The 19181-nt window shown below is 70.5% G+C and carries 20 protein-coding genes and 1 pseudogene; 7 read left to right on the top strand and 14 right to left on the bottom strand.

Features of this window, described 5'->3' with window-relative positions; all coding sequences use genetic code 11:
• Positions 1-36: 36 nt before the first annotated feature.
• The 10 genes from ACZZ9K_RS12230 to ACZZ9K_RS12185 all read right to left on the bottom strand — a co-directional run bounded on the left by ACZZ9K_RS12230 (position 37) and on the right by ACZZ9K_RS12185 (position 8279).
• Positions 37-702 carry a pentapeptide repeat-containing protein gene (locus ACZZ9K_RS12230; protein ID WP_138802391.1) on the bottom strand — a complete coding sequence of 222 codons (666 nt, stop codon included), beginning with the start codon at positions 700-702 and terminating at the stop codon, positions 37-39.
• Positions 703-736: 34 nt separating this feature from the next.
• Positions 737-1147, bottom strand: a complete 411-nt coding sequence (locus ACZZ9K_RS12225; RefSeq protein ID WP_138802390.1) for a DUF6314 family protein — start codon at positions 1145-1147, stop codon at positions 737-739.
• 9 nt (positions 1148-1156) lie between these two features.
• Entirely contained in the window at positions 1157-1411 is a 255-nt protein-coding gene (locus tag ACZZ9K_RS12220) for a hypothetical protein (protein ID WP_463444179.1), read from the bottom strand.
• Positions 1408-1764 carry an SHOCT domain-containing protein gene (locus ACZZ9K_RS12215; RefSeq protein WP_463444178.1) on the bottom strand — a complete coding sequence of 119 codons (357 nt, stop codon included), beginning with the start codon at positions 1762-1764 and terminating at the stop codon, positions 1408-1410. Before ACZZ9K_RS12215 ends, ACZZ9K_RS12220 begins: the two co-directional genes overlap by 4 nt.
• Before the next feature lie 217 nt (positions 1765-1981).
• Entirely contained in the window at positions 1982-3079 is a 1098-nt protein-coding gene (locus ACZZ9K_RS12210; RefSeq protein ID WP_463444177.1) for an NAD-dependent epimerase/dehydratase family protein, read from the bottom strand.
• On the bottom strand, positions 3079-4272 hold the full coding sequence (locus ACZZ9K_RS12205) for a zinc-dependent alcohol dehydrogenase (protein ID WP_138802386.1): 1194 nt from the start codon (positions 4270-4272) through the stop codon (positions 3079-3081). The genes ACZZ9K_RS12210 and ACZZ9K_RS12205 overlap by 1 nt, the downstream gene beginning before the upstream one ends.
• A gap of 145 nt (positions 4273-4417) precedes the next feature.
• Complete coding sequence (locus tag ACZZ9K_RS12200) at positions 4418-5341, bottom strand: aminoglycoside phosphotransferase family protein (protein ID WP_463444176.1); 924 nt, start codon at positions 5339-5341, stop codon at positions 4418-4420.
• Between the two features lie 151 nt (positions 5342-5492).
• On the bottom strand, positions 5493-6128 hold the full coding sequence (locus ACZZ9K_RS12195) for a DNA alkylation repair protein (RefSeq protein ID WP_463444175.1): 636 nt from the start codon (positions 6126-6128) through the stop codon (positions 5493-5495).
• Complete coding sequence (locus ACZZ9K_RS12190) at positions 6125-6928, bottom strand: sulfite exporter TauE/SafE family protein (RefSeq protein WP_463444174.1); 804 nt, start codon at positions 6926-6928, stop codon at positions 6125-6127. The genes ACZZ9K_RS12195 and ACZZ9K_RS12190 overlap by 4 nt, the downstream gene beginning before the upstream one ends.
• 157 nt (positions 6929-7085) lie before the next feature.
• Positions 7086-8279: a peptidoglycan DD-metalloendopeptidase family protein gene (locus ACZZ9K_RS12185; protein WP_463444173.1), complete on the bottom strand. Its 1194-nt coding sequence runs from the start codon at positions 8277-8279 to the stop codon at positions 7086-7088.
• A gap of 159 nt (positions 8280-8438) precedes the next feature.
• Between ACZZ9K_RS12185 and ACZZ9K_RS12180 the strand changes: the two genes are divergently transcribed.
• Positions 8439-10319: a gamma-glutamyltransferase family protein gene (locus tag ACZZ9K_RS12180; RefSeq protein ID WP_463444172.1), complete on the top strand. Its 1881-nt coding sequence runs from the start codon at positions 8439-8441 to the stop codon at positions 10317-10319.
• A gap of 105 nt (positions 10320-10424) precedes the next feature.
• On the opposite strand, the pseudogene ACZZ9K_RS12175 reads toward ACZZ9K_RS12180, so the two are convergent.
• Positions 10425-11467, bottom strand: a pseudogene (locus ACZZ9K_RS12175) (NAD(P)-dependent alcohol dehydrogenase).
• 222 nt (positions 11468-11689) lie between these two features.
• Here ACZZ9K_RS12175 and ACZZ9K_RS12170 point away from each other — a divergent pair.
• The 5 genes from ACZZ9K_RS12170 to ACZZ9K_RS12150 all read left to right on the top strand — a co-directional run bounded on the left by ACZZ9K_RS12170 (position 11690) and on the right by ACZZ9K_RS12150 (position 16418).
• Positions 11690-12217: a hypothetical protein gene (locus ACZZ9K_RS12170; RefSeq protein ID WP_463444171.1), complete on the top strand. Its 528-nt coding sequence runs from the start codon at positions 11690-11692 to the stop codon at positions 12215-12217.
• The gene (locus tag ACZZ9K_RS12165) at positions 12214-13863 is read left to right on the top strand and encodes a hypothetical protein (RefSeq protein WP_463444170.1); all 1650 of its coding nucleotides are present in this window, start codon (positions 12214-12216) and stop codon (positions 13861-13863) included. The genes ACZZ9K_RS12170 and ACZZ9K_RS12165 overlap by 4 nt, the downstream gene beginning before the upstream one ends.
• A gap of 187 nt (positions 13864-14050) precedes the next feature.
• A complete protein-coding gene (locus ACZZ9K_RS12160) occupies positions 14051-14491 on the top strand; it encodes an OsmC family peroxiredoxin (protein ID WP_027467170.1) in 441 nt (146 codons plus the stop codon).
• 96 nt (positions 14492-14587) lie between these two features.
• Positions 14588-14842, top strand: a complete 255-nt coding sequence (locus ACZZ9K_RS12155; RefSeq protein WP_138802375.1) for a hypothetical protein — start codon at positions 14588-14590, stop codon at positions 14840-14842.
• Between the two features lie 58 nt (positions 14843-14900).
• Entirely contained in the window at positions 14901-16418 is a 1518-nt protein-coding gene (locus ACZZ9K_RS12150) for a threonine/serine exporter family protein (RefSeq protein ID WP_035809647.1), read from the top strand.
• A gap of 79 nt (positions 16419-16497) precedes the next feature.
• Here ACZZ9K_RS12150 and ACZZ9K_RS12145 read toward each other — a convergent pair whose 3' ends face one another.
• Positions 16498-16692 carry a DUF2795 domain-containing protein gene (locus ACZZ9K_RS12145; protein ID WP_027467172.1) on the bottom strand — a complete coding sequence of 65 codons (195 nt, stop codon included), beginning with the start codon at positions 16690-16692 and terminating at the stop codon, positions 16498-16500.
• Between the two features lie 91 nt (positions 16693-16783).
• A complete protein-coding gene (locus ACZZ9K_RS12140; RefSeq protein ID WP_027467173.1) occupies positions 16784-17467 on the bottom strand; it encodes a TetR/AcrR family transcriptional regulator in 684 nt (227 codons plus the stop codon).
• Positions 17468-17636: 169 nt separating this feature from the next.
• Between ACZZ9K_RS12140 and ACZZ9K_RS12135 the strand changes: the two genes are divergently transcribed.
• Positions 17637-17954, top strand: a complete 318-nt coding sequence (locus ACZZ9K_RS12135) for a hypothetical protein (RefSeq protein ID WP_138802373.1) — start codon at positions 17637-17639, stop codon at positions 17952-17954.
• A gap of 150 nt (positions 17955-18104) precedes the next feature.
• On the opposite strand, the gene ACZZ9K_RS12130 is transcribed toward ACZZ9K_RS12135, so the two are convergent.
• On the bottom strand, positions 18105-19031 hold the full coding sequence (locus ACZZ9K_RS12130) for an SDR family oxidoreductase (protein WP_027467175.1): 927 nt from the start codon (positions 19029-19031) through the stop codon (positions 18105-18107).
• Positions 19032-19181: the final 150 nt, after the last annotated feature.

Genomic DNA, 19181 nt, shown 5'->3' with positions numbered 1-19181 from the left:
GCGTGCAGTGTCGGTGAGCGCGAAACTCGGCGTGGGTCAGTCGACGCGGTAGCCGGCCTGCGCGGCCAGCAGCGGTGCGAGCGTGTACAGCTGGTCGGCGCCGATCGTGGCCCCGCGGAAGCCCTCGAGCCGCTCGACCCGATCGAGGTCCGCTGCGCGCAGGTCCACGTGGTCGATGCGGGTGTTCGACCCCTCGGCGGCGCGGATGCTGCTGCCGTCGAACGAGACGCGCAGCAGCTTCGCGTCGGCGATGTCGAGCTCGTCGATGACGCAGTCACGGAACACCACGTCGGTGATCGTCGAGCCGCGCAGGTTCACGAACCCGAACTTCATGCCGACGAACTCGACGCCGTTCAGTCCGGAGTCGTACAGCTCCGCCGAGCCGACCCGACCGCCGGAGACCCGGACCTCGCGCCACGAGCTGCTCGACGCCCGCAGGATCGGGGCGTCGAGCGAGTCGATGATCGAGTCACGGACCCGGAGCCCACGGAAGTCCGCGTCGTCGCCCCGGAACGTGTCGATGACACACTCCTCGATCTCCAGGTCGGGCAGCCGCTCGCCGGCCAGGTCGAGGACGTCGATGCGCTTGCCCTCGATGCGGTCCCCCGTCAGGACGTCACCGGGAGCTGGCGCCCAGTCCTCGAGGTTCGTCGGTTCGGTCAGGGTGATGCGCGGGGCGTCGGTGCCGGAGGAGCGTGCCATGCCCCCAGTCTGGCGGTGGCCGCCGACTCCCGGGTCACGACCGCGGTCGGGTGAGGACGCTGTCCAGCCGGTAGTCCTTCGCCGGGCCCCGCGCTTCCCACCGCACCGTCCAGCGGTCCCCGTCGCCGTCGAAGGCACCCGTGTAGGCGTCGGGAGCGCAGGCGTGGGCGACGCTCGTGCCCCAGACCCAGTCGTGGAAGACCCGACCGTCGGAGAAGTGCACGGTCCAGCCGCCGTCGGGACCGCGCCGGAGGATGAGGGTCCGGGACACCGGGGTGGACCGGCCGTCGAAGGTCATCACGCCGGACTCGTCCCAGCGCACCTCGTCGTCGCCGACCCGGGTCAGGGTGGTGGTCCCGGTGACGACCCCCGTGGCACCGGCACGGTGGTCGTGCACGGTGCGGTGGAGGTCCCACACCCCCAGCAGGTCCGTCGGCAGCAGCACCGGACCAGGCTAACCGCGCAGGGCCTCGGCCCGCGCGGCTCGGCGCTCGTCGTCGGTGATGACACCGCGGGCGTGCAGCTCGTCGACTTCGAGGAGCCGCTGCTCCGGCGAGGTCCGACGGACACCGTGGGGACGCCGACTGCGGACGACCGCGATGCACACGGCGACGATGACCGCGATGACGACGAGCGCCATCAGCAGGGTCCAGACGAGGTCGTAGACCGGCGGGATCAGGGGGTTGCGGACGTCTTCGGAGGCGATCATCGTCCGCGCAGGGCCTCGGCTCGGGCGCTGCGGTGCTCCTCGTCGGAGATCACACCGCGCGCGTGCAGGTCGTCGAGTTCGGCGAGGCGCTGTTCGAGCGGCTTGTCCGGAGCGAGCGTGCGACTCTGCATCGCCTGGTACGCGATGTCCTCCTGCATGGTGAGCGGGTTCTGACCACGGTCGGCCATCCGCTTGCCCCGGTAGAGCGTGAGGATGACGATCGTCAGGGTCATGAGGATCATCAGGGCCGCGACGACCCCGAAGGCGATGCCGAACCAGCCGCCGAACAGGTCGGGCATCCCCGACTCCCCCGGCCCCTCGAGCTCACTGAACGCGGACCAACTGAGCACCATCGCGCTCCCCCTTCTCACAACGACGAGCGAAGCGTAGCGCGAGACGGGGAACACGAGCGGACGTTCCTTCCCAGAACGCCCGCGATGGAATGTGGAACCGGGCGTACCTGGTCAGAACTTCCGACCCCGTACGCCCGAAACCACCCGGTACGCCCGAAACCACCCGGTACGCCCGGGGCGACCCGGCAGCGCCGCCCCCCGGCCAGCCCGAGCCGGGTCAGCCGCGGAGCGGCTCCGACCCCGGAACGTTCGCACCGTCCGCGAACCCGGCCACGAGTGCACGCAACGCTTCTTCGGAGGTGTGCCGGGCCTCCCATCCGAGCACCGACCGGGCACGGTCGGTCCGCATGATCGGCACCCCGGCCGCGATGTCGATCCACCCGGCGTCCGTCGGCTGCAACCGCAGCCGCCACGTCACCGTCACGATCCCGCGCAGCAACCGCAGGGGGATCCGCACGGCACCGAGCATGCCGAAGGCCCGGGCCAGTCGCGGCGGGTTGAGCACGGGCGAGGCGGCGATGTTGAACGCCCCAGCTGCCCGTCGGTCGATGGCGCGCCAGTAGGCGTCGGCGACGTCGTCGGCGTGCACGGCCTGGAACACGAACGGGTACGGCAGCGGCAGCACGAGCCAGCGGATCCACCGCACGATCGACATCGGCACGAGGTGTCCGAGGAACAGCCCCCGGATCTCGGCCGCGGCGTCCCGCTGGAAGATCAGCCCCGGGCGCAGCCGGGTGACGGTCACGGAGGGGTGTTCGGCCTCGAACGCGTCCATCGCCGCTTCGTTGGCGGCCTTGTGGATCGAGTACGTCGCCGTCGGGATGCCGTCGGCGGGCCAGCTCTCGTCCACGGGGGTGCGCTTGCCGTCGACGTCCACCCCGCGGTAGGCGCCGACCGAGGACGCCACGACGACCTGGGGCACCTCGGCGCGCGCGACGGCTGCCAGGACGTTCGCCGTGCCGGTCACGTTCGTGCGGTGCTGCGCCGGGATGTCGTGCGTCGGCTGGAGGGCCCACGCCAGGTGGATGACGGCGTCGGCGCCCTGGAACACGGCCGTGAGCTGGTCCACGGCGTCCGCGGCACCGACGTCGACCGCGTGCCAGACGGCGGCGGCGTACGGCTCCGCGCGCAGGTCCGGCAGCCGCCGGGCGACGCCGACGACCTGGACGCCGGCGGCGTCACGGGCGGCGACGCCGGCGGCGTCACCGGCGGCGTGACGGCCGGTGTCACCGTCGTCGTCGGCGCGCACGGCCGCGAGCCGACGGAGCACCGCCGTCCCCACGTTGCCGGTCGCGCCGACGACGACGATGCGCATCAGGCCGCGGCCATCGCGGGGTCGAGCACGACCTTGACGCAGTTGTCCTGCTTCTTCTGGAAGACCTCGTACATGTGCGGGGCGTCCTCGAGCGAGACGCGGTGGGTGGTGAGGTCGAGCGTGCCGAGCGGGTCCGACGGGTCGGAGACGAGCGGCATGATGTCGTCGATCCAGCGCTTCACGTTGCACTGGCCCTCGCGGATGGTGATCTGCTTGTCGAACAGCGTCATCATCGGCATCGGGTCGGCCATGCCTCCGTAGACACCGCTCAGCGAGACGGTGCCGCCGCGGCGGACCAGGTCGATCGCCGCGTGCACGGCGGCCAGCCGATCGACACCGGCGGTCTCGATCGCCTTCTGCGCGAGCTTGTCGGGCAACAGGCCGGCGGCACGCTGTGCGAAGCCCGCCATCGGGTTGCCGTGGGCCTCCATGCCGACGGCGTCGACGACCCCGTCGGGGCCGCGGCCGTCGGTCAGGTCGACGAGCTCGGGCACCAGGTCCTTCGTGAGGTCGAACACCTCGGCGCCGTGCTTCGCCCCCAGGTCACGGCGGACCTGCTCGGGGTCGACGGCGAGCACGCGGTAGCCGAGGTGCTTGCCGATGCGGGCGGCGAACTGGCCGACCGGGCCGAGGCCGAGCACGGCGAGCGTGCCGCCCTCGGGCACCTGGGCGTACTGCACGGCCTGCCACGCGGTCGGCAGGATGTCGCTCAGGAACAGCCAGCGGTCGTCGGGGGTGCCGTCGTCCGGCACGACGATGGGGCCGTAGTCGGCGTGCGGCACGCGCAGGTACTCGGCCTGGCCACCGGGGACCTGGCCGTACATCTTCGTGTAGCCGAACAGCGAGGCACCGGTGCCGTACTCGGTCACCTGGGTGGTCTCGCACTGCGACTGCAGGCCGTGCTGGCACATCCAGCAGTGGCCGCAGGAGATGTTGAAGGGGATGACGACCCGGTCGCCGACCTTCAGGTTCGTGACGCCGGATCCGACCTCTTCCACGATGCCCATCGGCTCGTGGCCGAGGACGTCGCCGCGGTCGATGTACGGGCCGAGCACGCGGTACAGGTGCAGGTCGGACCCGCAGATCGCCGTGGAGGTGATCCGCACGATCGCGTCGGTCGGCTCCTGGATGGTCGGGTCGGGGACGGTCTCGACGGACACCTTCTCGGTGCCCTGGTAGGTCAGTGCGCGCACGTTGCGTTCCTCTCGTGGTCGCTTCGAGCCGGCCTGGAGGCACGACTCGCGTTCCCCTCCTCGGTACGCGCCCGCCCCGTGGACGCTCCCAGCCCCGCGTCCCCCTCGCGCACGTCGGCGCGGGTCGGCAGCCGTGGCCGCGACCTCAGGCGAGGACGGCCGCGAGGACCCGCTCGTGCTCGTCGCGACCGCCCGGTCCGGCGCTGCCGGCGAGCATGATGAGCGCCTTCCACAGCGCCCATCCCCGTGCACGCGCCCACGTGTCGTCGCCCAGGTCGACGGCCTGCCGGAACACCCGTCGCGCCGGGCCGTCCAGCATCGTCCACGCGAGCACGAGGTCGCACGCCGGGTCCCCCACGCCGCACGTGCCGAAGTCGATCACCGCACACAGCCGCCCGGTGTCGTCGACGAGCAGGTTGCCCGGGGAGACGTCTCCGTGGAACCAGACGGCCGGCGCCTCCCACCGGCTGGCGAGGGCCTCGGCCCAGACCGCTTCGCACGCGCCGCGGTCGACGACGGTGCCGCCGGTCCTGCCGCTGCTGCCGCTGCCGCTGCCGCTGCCGCTGCCGCCGAGCGTGTCGAGCGCCGCCCGCACCTCGGCGTCGTACACGGACGGGTGCTCCCCGCGGTGGAACGAGTGCGCACCGGCAGTGGGGCCGCCCGTCGCCGGGATGCTCCGGAGCTGCCGGAGCACGGCACCGACCTCGGCCGCGAAGCGCTCGTGGTCGAGGTCGTCGACCTGCACGGCGGGCACCCCGTCGAGCCACCGCCGCACCGACCACGGGAACGGGTACCCCTGGCCTGGTTCCCCCAGCGCCACGGGCTCCGGGACGGCGACGTCCAGCCGCCGGGCGAGGTACGGCAGGACGTCCTGCTCCTTCTCGACCGCGGGCACGTAGCCGGCCGCGCTCGGCAGTCGCGCCGACAGCGCGTCCCCGAGCCGGTAGGTGCGGTTGTCCCAGCCCTGGTGGTCGACCTCGCGCACGGGCAGGTCGGCCCAGTCGGGGAACTGCTCCGCGACGAGTCGTTCGACGAGTCCGGCGTCGATCCGGGGCACCTCGGTGTGCATGCCCGCAGCCTAGGCGTCGGACCGGGACGGCGGTGGAGCGGGTGCGCGCGGGCGGCCAGCGGCGGGGCGGACCCGCACCGGGCCTCCCGGCCGTCGCCCCAGGCGGGTTCTGCCAGGGCGAGCAAGGCGTCGCGCGCGACCGCGAGCTCCGTCAGCCCCGCAGCCGGTCACGCTCCCCCGGCGGCAGGTGCTCGGTCGCCGTCCGGCGGGCGGCCGGGCTGAGGAACCGGCCGCTCTGCTCGAGGAACGCCACGAGTGCCGGCTCGGACGCCCGCTTCCCCGTCTCGCGCAGGACGAGACCGAGCGCCGACTGCACCGTCTCGCTGCGCTCACGAACCAGGCGCCCGGCGATCCCGAGCGGCACCTCGGCGTCGCCCTGCTTCACGAACGCCAGGGTCGCCACGACCGCGATCCGGCGGACCATCGCGACGTCGGACTTCGCCAACGCGAACAGCGGACCGGTCGAGGCGCCCACCAACGGGGCGCCGACGAGTTCCTCGGCGGCCAGGTCGACGAGCACCGGGTCCTCGAACCGCTCGGCCTTCGCCGCGGACAGGTACTCGTCGGTGAGCTCCGGGTCCGGGTACGCCCGCATCGCCTGCACGAGCAGCAGGACGGCGACGAGCTTCGCGCCGTCGTCCTCGCTCCAGAGCAGCGCCGAACGCTCCCCCTCGTCGAGGTCGTGGAACTGCCGCGCGACCCGGCGGGCCGCGGCCACGTCGCCGGTGGTGCGGGCGAACGCCGCCAGCACGGCTTCCGCGTCGCGCCCTGCCGGGAGGCCCGTCACGCGACCTCCCCGTCGCTCGCGTCGTTCTGTGGTGCCCTCCGACGGCCGCGGCTGAGCACGATGACCGCGACGACCACCAGGAACGCCGCGAACAGCCAGGTGCCGACCTGCGGGTCGACCAGGCGCGCGAGCACGGCACCACCCGGCGAGCAGACGGCGGCGGTGATGCCGACCGTCAGCCCCACCCGCAGGTCGACCGCGCGACGCCGCAGGTTCGCGACCGTCCCGGACACCGACGTCGGCACCATCGTGAGCAGCGACGTGCCCTTCGCCAGCAGGTCGCCGGCGCCGAGCACGACCTCGAGCCCCGGCACGATGACGACCCCGCCGCCGACCCCGACGAGCCCGGACAGCACGCCCGACAGCAGCCCGAGCAGCAGCAGGACGATCGCCTCGACGACCCCGAAGTGCACCTCGCCGCCGCGGGTCGGCACCGTGGTGAACAGCGACACCAGCACGACGGCGATGAACCCGACGAAGATCCACGGCAGCACGCGGAGCGGCAGGGCACGGAGCAGCCGGGCACCGATCGGCGCGCCGACGACGCTGCCGACCGCCAGGGTCAGGGCCGCGAGCCAGTGCACCTCGCCCTGCACGGCGTAGGTGGCCGCACCGACGACGGCGGCGGGGGCGATCGCCACGAGCGAGGTGGCCGAGGCCCGACGCTGGTCCATCTGTGCGAAGGCCATGAGCGCCGGCACCACGATGACCCCACCGCCGACGCCGAACAGCCCGGACAGGACCCCCGCCAGGACCCCGATCGCCACCAACACGAGCACCGTTCCGCCGCGCTTCCTCATCCCGCCCAGGCTAGCCGCGCCGCGCCGCGCCGCCGTGCTCTCGCACCGTGCGAGGAACTGCATCGAGTGCGCAGAAGAGGTCGAGTGGCGTACAGCCACCCGACCTCTTCTGCTCACGAAGCGAACACGGAACCGCGCCGACCGCGCCGACCCCGCGTCAGCGGAAGTGCAGGGTCTTCAGCGGGTCGACGAGGCTGCCGTTCCGCCGCGTCTCGACGTGCACGTGCGGACCCGTCGACTGCCCGGTGTTGCCGGACTTGGCGATCTCGGTGCCGAGCTTCACGATCTGACCCTTCTTCACCTCGATCTTGCTGAGGTGGGCGGTGAGCACCGTGGTCATGCCGTAGGTCACGACGATGTAGTTGCCGTACGCGCCGTCGTTCGCCACGGTCTTCGTCACCGTTCCGGTTCCCGCGCCGTACACCGCGGTGCCGACCGCGACCGGGGCGTCGGTGCCCTGGTGGTAGCGCGGGACGTGTCCGGCGCCACGGTCGTCGCCGTACCGGCCGGTGATCTTCGTGCCCTTCACGGGCCAGGCAAGCCCGGTCACGGGACGGCTCGACCACACGCGGGTGTCCTTCGCTCCGTAGATCACGAGGTTGCCGTCGACCTGCAGGAGCAGGTTGCTCGAGCCCGCGGTGGTCGTCTTCGTCGTCCACAGCGCGACCTTGCGCGCCGGGTCCTTCGACCAGATCACGAAGTTCCCGTTCTTCTGCAACTCTGCCCAGGCCCCGGGGTGGCCACCCGTCTTGGTGTGCCAGACCACTGCACCGTTCACCCGCTGCACCAGGTTGCCGTCCGCACGCATCTCGAGCGTGCGGTTGGTGCTCGCATCAGAACGCAGCACGGTGCCGCTCAGCAGAGCGCCGCCGGAGCTGATCCGGTCCTGGAACGTGTTCCACTTCACGACGACGGTGGTGCCGGCGAGCAGCGCCATGGTGCCGTCGGCACGGACGGCCAGCGCGGTCGAGTTCGCTCGGCCAGCCGAGGCCCAGCGCGCCACGCGCTTGCCGTTGCGCATGATGTCGAGTGCGCGGTCCCTCCCCACGACCGCGTAGACGTTCGAGGAACCCGCGGTGTTCGAGGCCCACAGCACACGGTTCCCGATGCCGTACTCGACCAGGTTCCCGTCACCCTGCATGATGAGCCGGAACTGACCGTTCGACGAGGTCACCTGGTCACCGGGCAGGAGCTTCGTGCCGGCCGGTACCGACCCGACCCACACGGCGGACGCCGCGGCGGGCTCGGCGGTGGCGACGAGCGCACCCGCCGCCAGGGCCAGTGCCATCACGGCGCCGGCGATGCGTGGGAGTCGGCGCGCACGTGCGACGGTCGACGGAGTGGTGGTCATGGATCCCCTGCCCTGGAACCGACCGTGCGAGCGCCCGGTCGTTCGGCGCTCGCCCTGCACGAGTCGCCGAACGATGTTCGCTTTTCTGCACGGGGTGCACAACCCCTTGGACTGGGGGTGTACAGCACGGAGCCGATCGCCGCGGGACAGGATGGGACCATGCCGACGCCGAACCCCGCCTTCGTCCCGCCCGCAGCGCAGACCACCCGCCCGGACCTGCGGGGCACGTTCGGGATGGCGGCCTCGACGCACTGGATCGCGACGGCCACGGCCCAGTCGGTGCTCGAGCGCGGCGGCAACGCCTTCGACGCGGCCGTCGCCGGGGCCTTCGTCCTGCAGGTCGTGGAGCCCCACCTGAACGGCCCCGGCGGTGACCTGACGGCGGTCTTCGCGACGGCCGTGAACCCCGTGCCGACGGTGCTGGTCGGTCAGGGCCCCGCCCCCGAGGGCGCGACCCCGGAGCACTACCGCGCCGAGGGCCTCGACCTGGTCCCCGGCTCCGGCGCGCTGGCCGCGACCGTCCCCGGTGCGGTCGACGCCTGGCTGCTCCTGCTCCGCGACCACGGCACGATGGAGCTGGCCGACGTCCTCGCCCCCGCGGTCGGGTACGCCCGCGACGGCCACCCGGTCGCACCTGCGGTGGTCCGGACGATCACCGCAGTGCGCGAGCTGTTCGAGCAGCACTGGCCCACCTCCGCCACGCAGTGGCTGCCGGGAGGCACGGTGCCGGTCCCCGGGGACCTGGTGCGCAACGAGGCACTCGCTGCAGTGCTCGACCGGCTGGTCGAGGCCGGCGCCGGTGCCGGCAGCCGGACCGGCCGCATCGATGCGGCCCGGTCCGAGTGGGCGGAGGGGTTCGTCGCCGAGGCGATCGACCGGTTCGTCCGCGAACCGCACCGGCACGCGTCCGGCACCGACCACGCGGGGGTCATCCGGGCGTCCGACCTGGCGGCGTTCCGGGCGTCGTACGAACCCGCGACGACCGCCGAGTTCCGCGGCTGCACGATCGCCAAGACCGGGCCGTGGGGCCAGGGGCCGGCGCTGCTGCAGACCCTGCGGCTGCTCGAACCGCTCGACGACGCCCTGCTCGACCCGTCGACCGAGCTCGGCGCCCACACGATCGTCGAGGCGCAGAAGCTCGCCCTCGCCGACCGTGAGGCGTTCTACGGCGACGGCGAGGTCCCGATGGACGTCCTGCTCTCCGACGCCTACGCCGACGAGCGCCGTGCGCTGATAGGCGAGCGGGCCTCGGCGGAGCTCCGGCCCGGAACGATCGCCGGGGTCGAGCACGCGCTGCCGCCGGTCCGGACCTCGTACGACTCCTCCGGTTCGGTCGGGGTGGGCGAACCGACCGTGCAGGTCGCCCGCGACACCGAAGCCGGCACCGAGGCCCCGCCGGCCGCTCCGCTCGAGGACCGCGGCGAGCCGTTCGTGACCCCCGACGGCGAGACCCGCGGCGACACGTGCCACATCGACGTCGTGGACCGCTGGGGCAACATCGTCAGTGCGACCCCGTCCGGCGGCTGGCTGCAGTCGTCACCGACGATCCCCGAGCTCGGGTTCTGCCTCGGCACCCGCCTGCAGATGACCTGGCTCGAACCGGACACCGCGTCGACCCTGCGGCCCGGCGAGCGCCCCCGCACCACGCTGACACCGACCCTGGTGCTCCGCGACGGACAGCCGGTCGCCGCGCTCGGTTCCCCCGGCGGTGACCAGCAGGACCAGTGGCAGCTGCTGTTCCTGCTGCGGTGGATCGTCGGCGGGTACACCCCGCAGCAGGCGATCGACGCGCCGGCGCTGCACACCACGTCGTTCCCCGGTTCGTTCTGGCCGCGCACGTGGGAGCCCGCGGGCCTGGTCGTCGAGGACCGCCTGGGTGACGAGGTCATCGCGGCACTCGAGGCCCGCGGGCACGTCGTGACCCGCGGCGGTGACTGGAGCCTGGGGCGGCTGTCGTGCGTCACCCGCGACCCGGACACCGGGATCCTCGGTGCCGCCGCGAACCCGCGGGGTGCGCAGGGCTACGCCGCGGGACGCTGACCGACGCCCGTTCCTTCCCAGAACACCCGCACTGGAAAGTGGAATCGGGCGTACCTGGTCAGAACTCCCGACCAGGTACGCCCGATTCCACCAGGTACGCCCGCCTCAGAGCGTCGGGACGACCACCGCGCGGCCCGAGAGTTCCCCGCCTCGAGCTTCCGGTACGCCTCGAGCGCGTCGGACAGCGCGTACCGCTCGACGTCGGGGACGATCTGGCCGGCGCGGTACATCGCGACGACCTCGTGCAGGTCCTCGATCGTGCCCCAGTAGGTGTTCGTGATCGTCGACTCGTACGGCGTCGCGAAGAAGTTCCACTCGGTGGTACCGCCGGCGATCCCGACGACGGTGAAACGCCCGCCGACCGCCATCGACGTCTGCGCGACCTTGATCGTGGGGGTGGCACCGACGAAGTCGAAGGCCGCGTCGACGCCGCGTCCGCCGGTGATCTCGCGGATGCGCTCGGCCTGGTCCGGGCCGCCGGGGACGGTGATCGCGCCCCGGGCGGCGGCGCGGTCCATCGCGTCCTGCTTCATGTCGGTCGCGATGACCGTGGCGCCGGTGAGCGCCGTCAGGATCTGCACGGCGATCTGCCCGAGGCCACCGAGCCCGACGACGAGCGCGAAGCGACCGCCACCAGCCAGGTTCGGCAGGGAGTTCTTGATCGCGTGGTACGGCGTGAGCGCGGCGTCACTGAGCGGTGCGGCGGCGATCGGGTCGGCGTCACCGAGCGGCACGAGGTTCCGCGCCGGGACGCTGACGTACTCCGCCATGCCGCCGTCACGCCCGAGACCGATCCCCATGTACGGGTTCGTCGCCGCGTTCTCGCAGTAGGTGTCCTGCCCCTTCGAGCAGTACGAGCAGTGCCCGCAGCCGACCGGCCCGTAGACCAGGTAGGCGTCGCCCTCGGCGAAGCCGGTGACCCCGTCGCCGACGGCCTCGACCCAGCCGGAGTTCTCGTGGCCGAGCACGAACGCGGGGGCCTGGGCTCCCGGCTGCCCCTGCTGGAACTCCCGGTACACGGCGACGTCCGAGTGGCAGGCACCGGCGCCGGCGACCTTGAGCAGGACCTCACCGGGCCCGGGTGCGGGCTTCGGGACCTCGGTCAGGGACGGGAAGGTCTGGTACTGCTCGAACACGACGGCGCGCATGGGGTTCTCCTTTGATCGCACCTTACGCTACACCTGTTGATTAACACGCTCAATCACGCGAACGACGACGAAGTTCGTGCAGCTACACCACTTCGGAGACCTCCCGGAATCGCTAGGCCGGTAGACCGTCGTCGCCCGCAGACTGCCTTGAAGAACGAAGACTCGGTCGCTACCTCGTGCCCTAGGCTGGCAAGTGGCTAGCTCATCAGCAGAGGGGGATTCGTGCTCACGAGCCAGGAAACCAGGCTTCAACGCATAACGAAGCTGACAACTAAACAAGTCGAACTGTTCAAGGAAGGCGTCGCCCACGAAACGGCCTTCGGGGCTTCACTCGACGACGTTCTTGCTCGCACAGTTGCCGACCGACTCGCTTTGGCGGATTCATTCATCCTCATGGCAGAGCGAATGGAGCGTTCGCGATCCGACCTTAGCCGCCCGGCAATAGCTCGGTACTATTACGCAATGTATCACGCCATGCGCGCCGCCGCCTTCCAGTTCCACGGTGGTGATGACCACGAACAACACACGGTCCTTTCGGTAAAGGGCGTCCCTCATGACTTTCCCTCCCGGACGATTGCCGCGAACGACTTGAAGGATGCGCGTGCGCTTCGCAACGAGGCTGACTACGATCAATATCCGTCGAATCAGTCCTACTTTCGAAATATTGTTCGCGGACTTGGGCCCGTCGCGAAACCATTCGTTCTAGAAGCCCGCGCCTATATCCGAGCAAAAGGAAACTCCCACGCATGATCGATGTAAATGAAGAAACCGCGTCGCACATCATCGAGGGCCTGCTTGGTCCGGCAGGGATTACCCCTGCACGCATAGAGTTCAAGAATTTTCCCGACGAAGTAAACGTCCTGGTTTACGTAAGCCCCGCGGACTTCCTTTCGCTTGTCGAGATGTCGGACGCGATCGAAAGTGCGCTCAAGAGCGCGTTCGGTGTCACCTACTTCCTCGTTGTCCGAAAAAGTGGAACGAACGAAGTGGCGGCTGCTCCTAAATTCGAGGGCATGCAGGATCCAAAGGTAGCTGAACTTCTTCGCCTGATAAGTGCGAAATCGAGAGTTTCTAGCGCCGAGCCCAGTCTCGTCTATGTTCCGGACGCACGCGCAAGTCTTTCGACAGTCACCGCAAGTCGGCACCATCTGGTTTTCGGTCGACGCGGGGCTGGAAAATCAGCCCTGCTTATGGAAGCACGTCGCCAGATCGTTTCCGAGGCAGCAATCGATTCCTGGACCAACATCCAAACACTCCGCCATGAGACGCCGCAGCGGGTCTTCCTATTCGTCATCGCCGACGTGCTGAGCTCGGTGATTGCTGGTCGGCGGACAGTTTCTCCGCGATCCTCACTCACGCTCGCTGTGAATGAAATGCATGAGCAGATTCGGTCCATGCTCTCTCGCGATGAAACGAGCATCGAGGAGGCGCAACGAGTTGTCCCACGGGTTCAGCGTGCCCTGTCTGCCTTCCTCGATATCGAAGGCCGTCGTGTGGTTGTTTTTGTGGACGATTTTTATTACATGCCCCGGGATGCTCAACCGACAATCTTAGACATGCTACACGGGGCTTTCCGGGACGCAAACATCTGGATGAAAATAGCTTCAATCCGTCACCTGACAAATTGGTGGCAGGCCTCTCCCCCCACGGGTTTGCAAAGTGGTCAGGACGCAGATCTGATTGATCTTGACGTAACCCTGCAGGACCCGGAAAAGGCAAGCGAATTTCTCGAAGGAATCCTCGCCGAATACGCGCGACGCGTCGGCATCCCGACTCTCGCGAGGGTCTTCAACCGATCTGCGCTCGATCGCCTTGTACTCGCCTCAGGTGCGGTGCCCCGTGACTACATGGTCCTTGCGGTTAGCGCTATCAACCGAGCATTACGTCGCCCGAAGGCGCGAGCGACGGGCGTTCAGGACGTAAATCAGGCGGCGGGCGACGCCGCGTCGGCCAAGATCAATGAACTCGAGGAGGATATGGCCGCGAACAGCGGCGTCGCTGAGCGTACGCTTGCAACCCTCGCTGCCGTGCGAGACTTCTGCCTCAACGAACAATCCTTCACCTACTTCCTCGTCGGATATCGGGATAAAGAAGCGGCTCCGAAACTTTATTCACTCCTCACGGATCTCATGGATGTTCGCCTCATTCACCTGATTGATAGCGGCGTGTCCGACGCGCATGAGGCCGGAAGCCGTTCGGAGGCTTACATGCTTGACTTGAGCCAATTCTCCGGCTCACGTTTGAAGCAAAATATCACGGTTCTGGATTTCGAAGACGGGCACTTCGTGAGCAAATTAACCCGTAGCAAGGAGGCGCCCCAGCGTGGCAGCACTTCTCTTCAGTTGATCGGAATCCTTCGACGAGGGCCAGTGCTCCCTCTCGCGAGATTGTCCTAGTTCGTTCCACGAGAAACAATTCGGTCGGCACAAGCGACTGCCGCCTACGTCCCTCGCAGGTGGAAGGTGCGGGAGTCTCGCGATCCTGCGTCTTCGCCGTGAGCCCGTTGCGAGAACGATCGTTCTCCGATTGACTCAGGAGCGGTGGTCCCGTTCGGGGCCGCTCCCCCACACGAAAGGAGCGGGCATGCCCACTCGCACCGCACGCACCGCCTGGAACGGCGGCCTCGAGGACGGTTCCGGCCAGGTCGAACTCTCGAGCTCGAAGGTCGGCACGTACGACGTCTCGTTCCCGAAGCGCACCGCCGAGGACGCCGGGGGCACCACGAGCCCCGAGGAGCTCATCGCCGCCGCACACTCGGCCTGCTACGCCATGCAGTTCTCCGCGGTCCTCGGCGAGGCCGGCGGCACGGTCGAGGCCCTCGACGTCAAGGCCGACGTCTCGCTCGGCCCGGACCCGGCCGGCGGCTTCCGACTCACCGGCATCGTCCTGACCGTCAGCGGTGAGGTCTCCGGCATCGACGAGGCGGCCTTCCTCAAGGCCGCCGAGGACGCCAAGGCGACCTGCCCCGTGAGCAAGGCGCTGACCGGCGTCGAGATCACGCTGCACGCGACCTTCGAGCAGTAGGCGCGGAACGCAGGAACCGTCACCACGTGACGGACGGGAGGCCCGTGGCGACCCCGCCACGGGCCTCCCGTCCGTCGTCCACCTACGCTGATTGCCGTGCCCCGATTCCTCGCCACCCCGACCCTCGTCGCCCTCTGGCTCGGCCTGCTGGCCGTCGTCGTCGGGATCGTGTTCGTCCTGACGGCTCCGCCGTCGTCCTTCGGGTGGTTCGCGTACGCCCCGCTGTCCGACTACGCGTTCGTCGCCAACGGCCGACCGTGGCAGCTGACGGCCGGACCGGTCCTCGTGCTGGTGGGCGCGGTCGTCGCGGCCTTCGCCCTCGGTCGTCTGAGCACGCGCCGCCGGGGCTGATCCGAACGCGTCCAGCGGACGTCCGGACTCGGCCGCCGTCGACTGGCACCATGGCGTGATGGCCGAGCAGCACCCCCCGGGCCCGCACAAGCCGGGCCGCCCGCCCCGGCCACGCCGCCGCAGTCTCGCGCAGCACGACCTGCGCGACGCACGGGCCCGCCTGCGCGGGACGATCTACGAGCACGTCGAGCCCGACGCCAAGGGGCGTGACCAGTACACGGCGACCCAGATCGTCGACTTCTGCCTCGACCTGGCCGAGGTCATGCTCGCCTCCGGTGCCGACACCCGCAGCGTCGAGACGGCCGTCGTCGCGGTCTCGACGAAGTGGAACCTCGCACCGCTCGACCTCGACTTCTCCGGCAGCTCGGTGACGATCCAGTACGCCCCGGCCGACGTCCCGCCGCTCGTCAAGGTCCGGACCGTGCGCTCGGACGGCTCCGACCTCGACAAGCTCGCGCGGGCGAACCAGATCGTCGACGACCTGATCCACGACGACCGTGACATGACCTCGGCGGTGAACGCCCTGGTCGCCGTGCTGCGGCTCCCGCCTCGGTGGCCGATGTGGCTGTCCGACGTCGGCCTGTCGATCCTCGGCATCTCGATCGCCGTGCAGGCAGGCGGCGGGTGGCGTGCGGGACTCGGGGCGTTCGTGCTGATGCTCGGGATCATCGTCTCCGGACGCTGGCTGACCGACCGGGGGTACCCGCAGTTCTTCGTGTCCGGGGCGCAGGGCGCGGTGGCGTCGGCGATCGGCACGCTGGCCATCTGGGCCGGCGTGCTCAACGCGAACGGCGCCGCGACGATGGTGGCGGCGCTCGTGGTGCTCCTGCTGCCGCACCCGTCCCTGGTGACCTGGGCGCAGGACGCCATCTCGGGGTTCCGGGCGATGGCCGTGGCCCGGGCGTTCTACATCGGGCTGGTCATCGCGGCGATCGTGGTCGGGGTGCCGGCCGGGATCGCGATGACGCACTGGCTGCAGATCGAGGTCGACCCGTCCGGCATCGTGACGCAGACCCTGCCGCTCTGGGCGTCGCTGTCGCTGACCGTCGTGTCGGCGGGCGCGAACTGCTTCGTGCAGCAGGCGAGCGCCCGGGTGATCCCCGTCGCCGTGGTGTTCTCGGTCGCCGCCGGTGCCGCGCTGTGGGCGCTGCGGCAGGCCGGGCTGCCGCTGCTCGGGGCGACGTTCCTGGCGGCGGTGCTGCTCGGAGTGCTCTCGACCTACGCGGCCGTCCGGATGCGCACGGCCGTGGCGGCGATCGCGGTGCCGGCGTTCTGCGGGGCACTGCTGCCCGGTGTCGCCGTGTCGAACGCCCTGCTGAACTTCATGTCCGGGTCGTCGAGCGCGGCGCTCGACTTCGTGGCGGCGGTGTCCGTGGCACTCGGGATCGGCGCAGGTCTGGTGCTCGGCGGGCTCTTCGCGACACCCGGTGCCCGTCGAGCGCTCCGCCGGACGCGTCGGGTCGTCGTGCACTCGGTCCACAACGACACCACGGCGCTCCGCGTCATCCGTGACACCGGGTACGACCCCGGCGACGGGTCGGTGCCGCGCGGGTCACGCTCCGGGGGCACTTCGTGAGCTGCGCTTCGTGAGCAGCAGCGGTCGGGTGCGGTCAACGCACCCGACCGCTGCTGCTCACCGAGTGGGCGTGCCGCGCTCAGCCGGCGTCGGACACCGCGCTCGACACCGCGGTCGGGGCGTCGTACTCGCCGTCCGGGATCGCGCGGAGCGCCTCGAGGACATCGTCCGGGGCGCCCTCCTGCTCGGCCGTCGAGACCACGTCGTCCTTGGACGCCGGGTAGTCGATGCCGCTCAGGTACTTCTGGACCTGGATGGGGTTCGGTGCTGCCATGTCGGTTCCTTCCGTCAGGTTGCGACTCCCGGACTACCCGGGGGGCGCTGCACGACGGCGCGGGGAACGCGCTCCGCGGACGAACCGCCGGTCAGATCTCCCAGCTGCCCGAGTCGTCGTCGTCCCACATCGCCAGACGGCGGGCGGCCTGCGGCTCGTACCGCTCCATCCAGCCGCGCTCGAGCCGGGCGACCGCGCGGTCGAACGCCGCCACCAGGTCGAGCTCGGCGCGCAGCAGGGCCTGCAGTTGCAGCCCCTCGTACAGGGCGATGAGCTGCTCGGCGCCGCGGCGGGGGTCCATCGTGTGCGGGGCACGGCCGATGGCGACGTCGTGTTCCAGGCCGCGCTTGATCTGGGCGAAGAAGAGCTGGTACCGCGACCGCAGGTAGGTCGCCATCGGGTGCGCCGGGTTGCCCGCGACGGACAGCAGGGCGACGAGCAGGCGCATCAGGGCCGGGTCCTCGGCGTTCGAGGCGACGATGGCGCGGAGCAGGTCCACGGTCGAGCCGTCACCGACCTCGTGCGTGACCTCGTCCATCCGGGCGCCGTTCCAGCGGTCGAGCGCGGCGAGGACCAGGCCGTCCCACGACGGGAAGTGCTGCTCCAGCTCGGCGACGCTGATGCCCATCCGCTCGGCGACCTGCACGGGCCGGGCTTCGTGGAAGGGGACGTCCCGGAGCAGGTCGACGGTGGCACCCACGATCGTGATCCGCAGGTGCAGCGTGGCCGCGGCGGCCGCGGCGGCCTGCGTGTCGGCGCTGGTGTGTTCGAGCATCGTGCCCTCCGTCGTCCCCGGACGTCCTGTCCGCGTCACCCCGGGTCCGGGGCACCTCCATCCAAACGCAGAACGGGGGACACCAGAATCCCCGGTACGGGTGTCGGCACAAGGGGGGACAGGCCACGACGTCGAGCCGGTTCGCGGCCGTCCGTGCGACCATGCCGGCATGACCCCGAACGACCCCACTGCCCAGGGACTCGCGACCATGGCCTCGACCGGCTTCGAGTTCGGCGGCGACCCCGATCAGGTGGCGCACGACGTCCGGGCCATGTGGGAACAGCTCGGACGTCCCGCCGGTGCGTTCGAGGCGGCGGCGCGAGCCATCGCCGTGCTGCCCCAGCGCCCCGAGGTGCCGATCGCCGACCAGGCCCGCCGTCGCGCGTTCGAGCGGGCGATCGGCATCAACCCCGTCGAGGTCGAGCTGGCCGCCGCGATGTCGGCACGCGAGCTCCTCGAGCGGATGGCTCGCTCAGTCAGCTGCTGACGCCACGACCCGGATCCGGAGCGGACCCGCCGACGTGACCAGGAGCAGTCGACGCGACCAGGAGCCGTCGACCCGACCACACGGACGACGGAAGGCGCGGTACCCGCCGGCACCGCGCCTCCCGTCAGGTCCCCGTCAGGAACAGGCGCCCTACGGCGTCGGCATCCCGCCGTCGACGTGCAGCGTCTCGCCCACGACGTACGACGACTCACCGCTCGCCAGGAACACGTAGGCCGGCGCGAGCTCGGCCGGCTGCCCCCAGCGACCCAGGTAGGTCTGCTCGCCCGCGCTCGGCAGCGCCTCCGGTGGCTGGCCGCCGGCCGGCTGCAGCGGCGTCCAGATCGGGCCGGGGGCGACCGCGTTGACGCGGATCCCCTTCGGCGCCAGCTGCGCCGCCAGACCCTTCGCCAGGTTGTTCACGGTCGCCTTCGTGGCCGCGTAGTGCACCAGGTGCGGCGACGGGGCGTACGCCTGGATCGACGTCGTGTTGATGATCGTGGAGCCGGGCTGCAGGTGTGGCACGGCGGCCTTCGTGATCCGGAACGTCGCGTAGGCGTTCGTCTTGAAGGTCTCGTCGAACTCCTCGTCGGAGATCTTGGTGATGTCGTCGACGTTCTGCTGCTTGCCGGCGTTGTTCACCAGGATGTCGAGGCCACCGAGCTGCTCGACCGCGTCGGCCACGAGCTGCTCGCAGACCTCGAGCGAGGTGATGTCGCCCGGCAGCGCGACGGCCTTGCGTCCGGCGGCCTCGATGAGCCCGACGATGCGGTCGGCGTCCTCCTGCTCCTCGGGCAGGTACGAGATCGCGACGTCCGCGCCCTCGCGGGCGTAGGCGATGGCCACGGCGGCACCGATGCCGGAGTCGCCACCGGTGACGAGCGCCTTGCGTCCGGTCAGACGACCCGAGCCGCGGTAGGTGTCCTCACCGTGGTCTGCGGGGACGTTCTGCGCCATCTCCGCGTCGGTGCCGGCACCCTCGAGGTACTGCTCGTCGGGCTTCTTGTCGGCGTACATCTTCGTGGGGTCCTGCATCACGTACTGGTCAGGCCCGGTCTGGTCGTTCTGCTGGTCCGTCATGTCGCCGACGGTACGCAGGGGGTCGCTGCGGGCCGTCCAGGAGGCTGTCCCCCGTTGCGCAGAGCGGCCTGCGCCCGCCGGCCGCAACACTCCAGGGCCGGCAGGTGCGTGATCCTCGTTTGTCACGGTCCGGTGACGGGCAGGCTCCGA

The organism is Curtobacterium sp. AC268 (assembly GCF_979258745.1).
Note: the sequence above shows the minus strand (reverse complement) of the source record. Positions and strands in the feature narration are given on the sequence as shown.

Coding starts and splice junctions, on each gene's coding strand:
- ACZZ9K_RS12230 (WP_138802391.1), bottom strand. CDS start 702: ATGGCACGCTCCTCCGGCACCGACGCCCCGCGCATCACCCTGACCGAA.
- ACZZ9K_RS12220 (WP_463444179.1), bottom strand. CDS start 1,411: ATGATCGCCTCCGAAGACGTCCGCAACCCCCTGATCCCGCCGGTCTAC.
- ACZZ9K_RS12215 (WP_463444178.1), bottom strand. CDS start 1,764: ATGGTGCTCAGTTGGTCCGCGTTCAGTGAGCTCGAGGGGCCGGGGGAG.
- ACZZ9K_RS12210 (WP_463444177.1), bottom strand. CDS start 3,079: ATGCGCATCGTCGTCGTCGGCGCGACCGGCAACGTGGGGACGGCGGTG.
- ACZZ9K_RS12200 (WP_463444176.1), bottom strand. CDS start 5,341: ATGCACACCGAGGTGCCCCGGATCGACGCCGGACTCGTCGAACGACTC.
- ACZZ9K_RS12190 (WP_463444174.1), bottom strand. CDS start 6,928: ATGAGGAAGCGCGGCGGAACGGTGCTCGTGTTGGTGGCGATCGGGGTC.
- ACZZ9K_RS12185 (WP_463444173.1), bottom strand. CDS start 8,279: ATGACCACCACTCCGTCGACCGTCGCACGTGCGCGCCGACTCCCACGC.
- ACZZ9K_RS12180 (WP_463444172.1), top strand. CDS start 8,439: ATGCCGACGCCGAACCCCGCCTTCGTCCCGCCCGCAGCGCAGACCACC.
- ACZZ9K_RS12165 (WP_463444170.1), top strand. CDS start 12,214: ATGATCGATGTAAATGAAGAAACCGCGTCGCACATCATCGAGGGCCTG.
- ACZZ9K_RS12160 (WP_027467170.1), top strand. CDS start 14,051: ATGCCCACTCGCACCGCACGCACCGCCTGGAACGGCGGCCTCGAGGAC.
- ACZZ9K_RS12150 (WP_035809647.1), top strand. CDS start 14,901: ATGGCCGAGCAGCACCCCCCGGGCCCGCACAAGCCGGGCCGCCCGCCC.
- ACZZ9K_RS12145 (WP_027467172.1), bottom strand. CDS start 16,692: ATGGCAGCACCGAACCCCATCCAGGTCCAGAAGTACCTGAGCGGCATC.
- ACZZ9K_RS12140 (WP_027467173.1), bottom strand. CDS start 17,467: ATGCTCGAACACACCAGCGCCGACACGCAGGCCGCCGCGGCCGCCGCG.
- ACZZ9K_RS12135 (WP_138802373.1), top strand. CDS start 17,637: ATGACCCCGAACGACCCCACTGCCCAGGGACTCGCGACCATGGCCTCG.
- ACZZ9K_RS12130 (WP_027467175.1), bottom strand. CDS start 19,031: ATGACGGACCAGCAGAACGACCAGACCGGGCCTGACCAGTACGTGATG.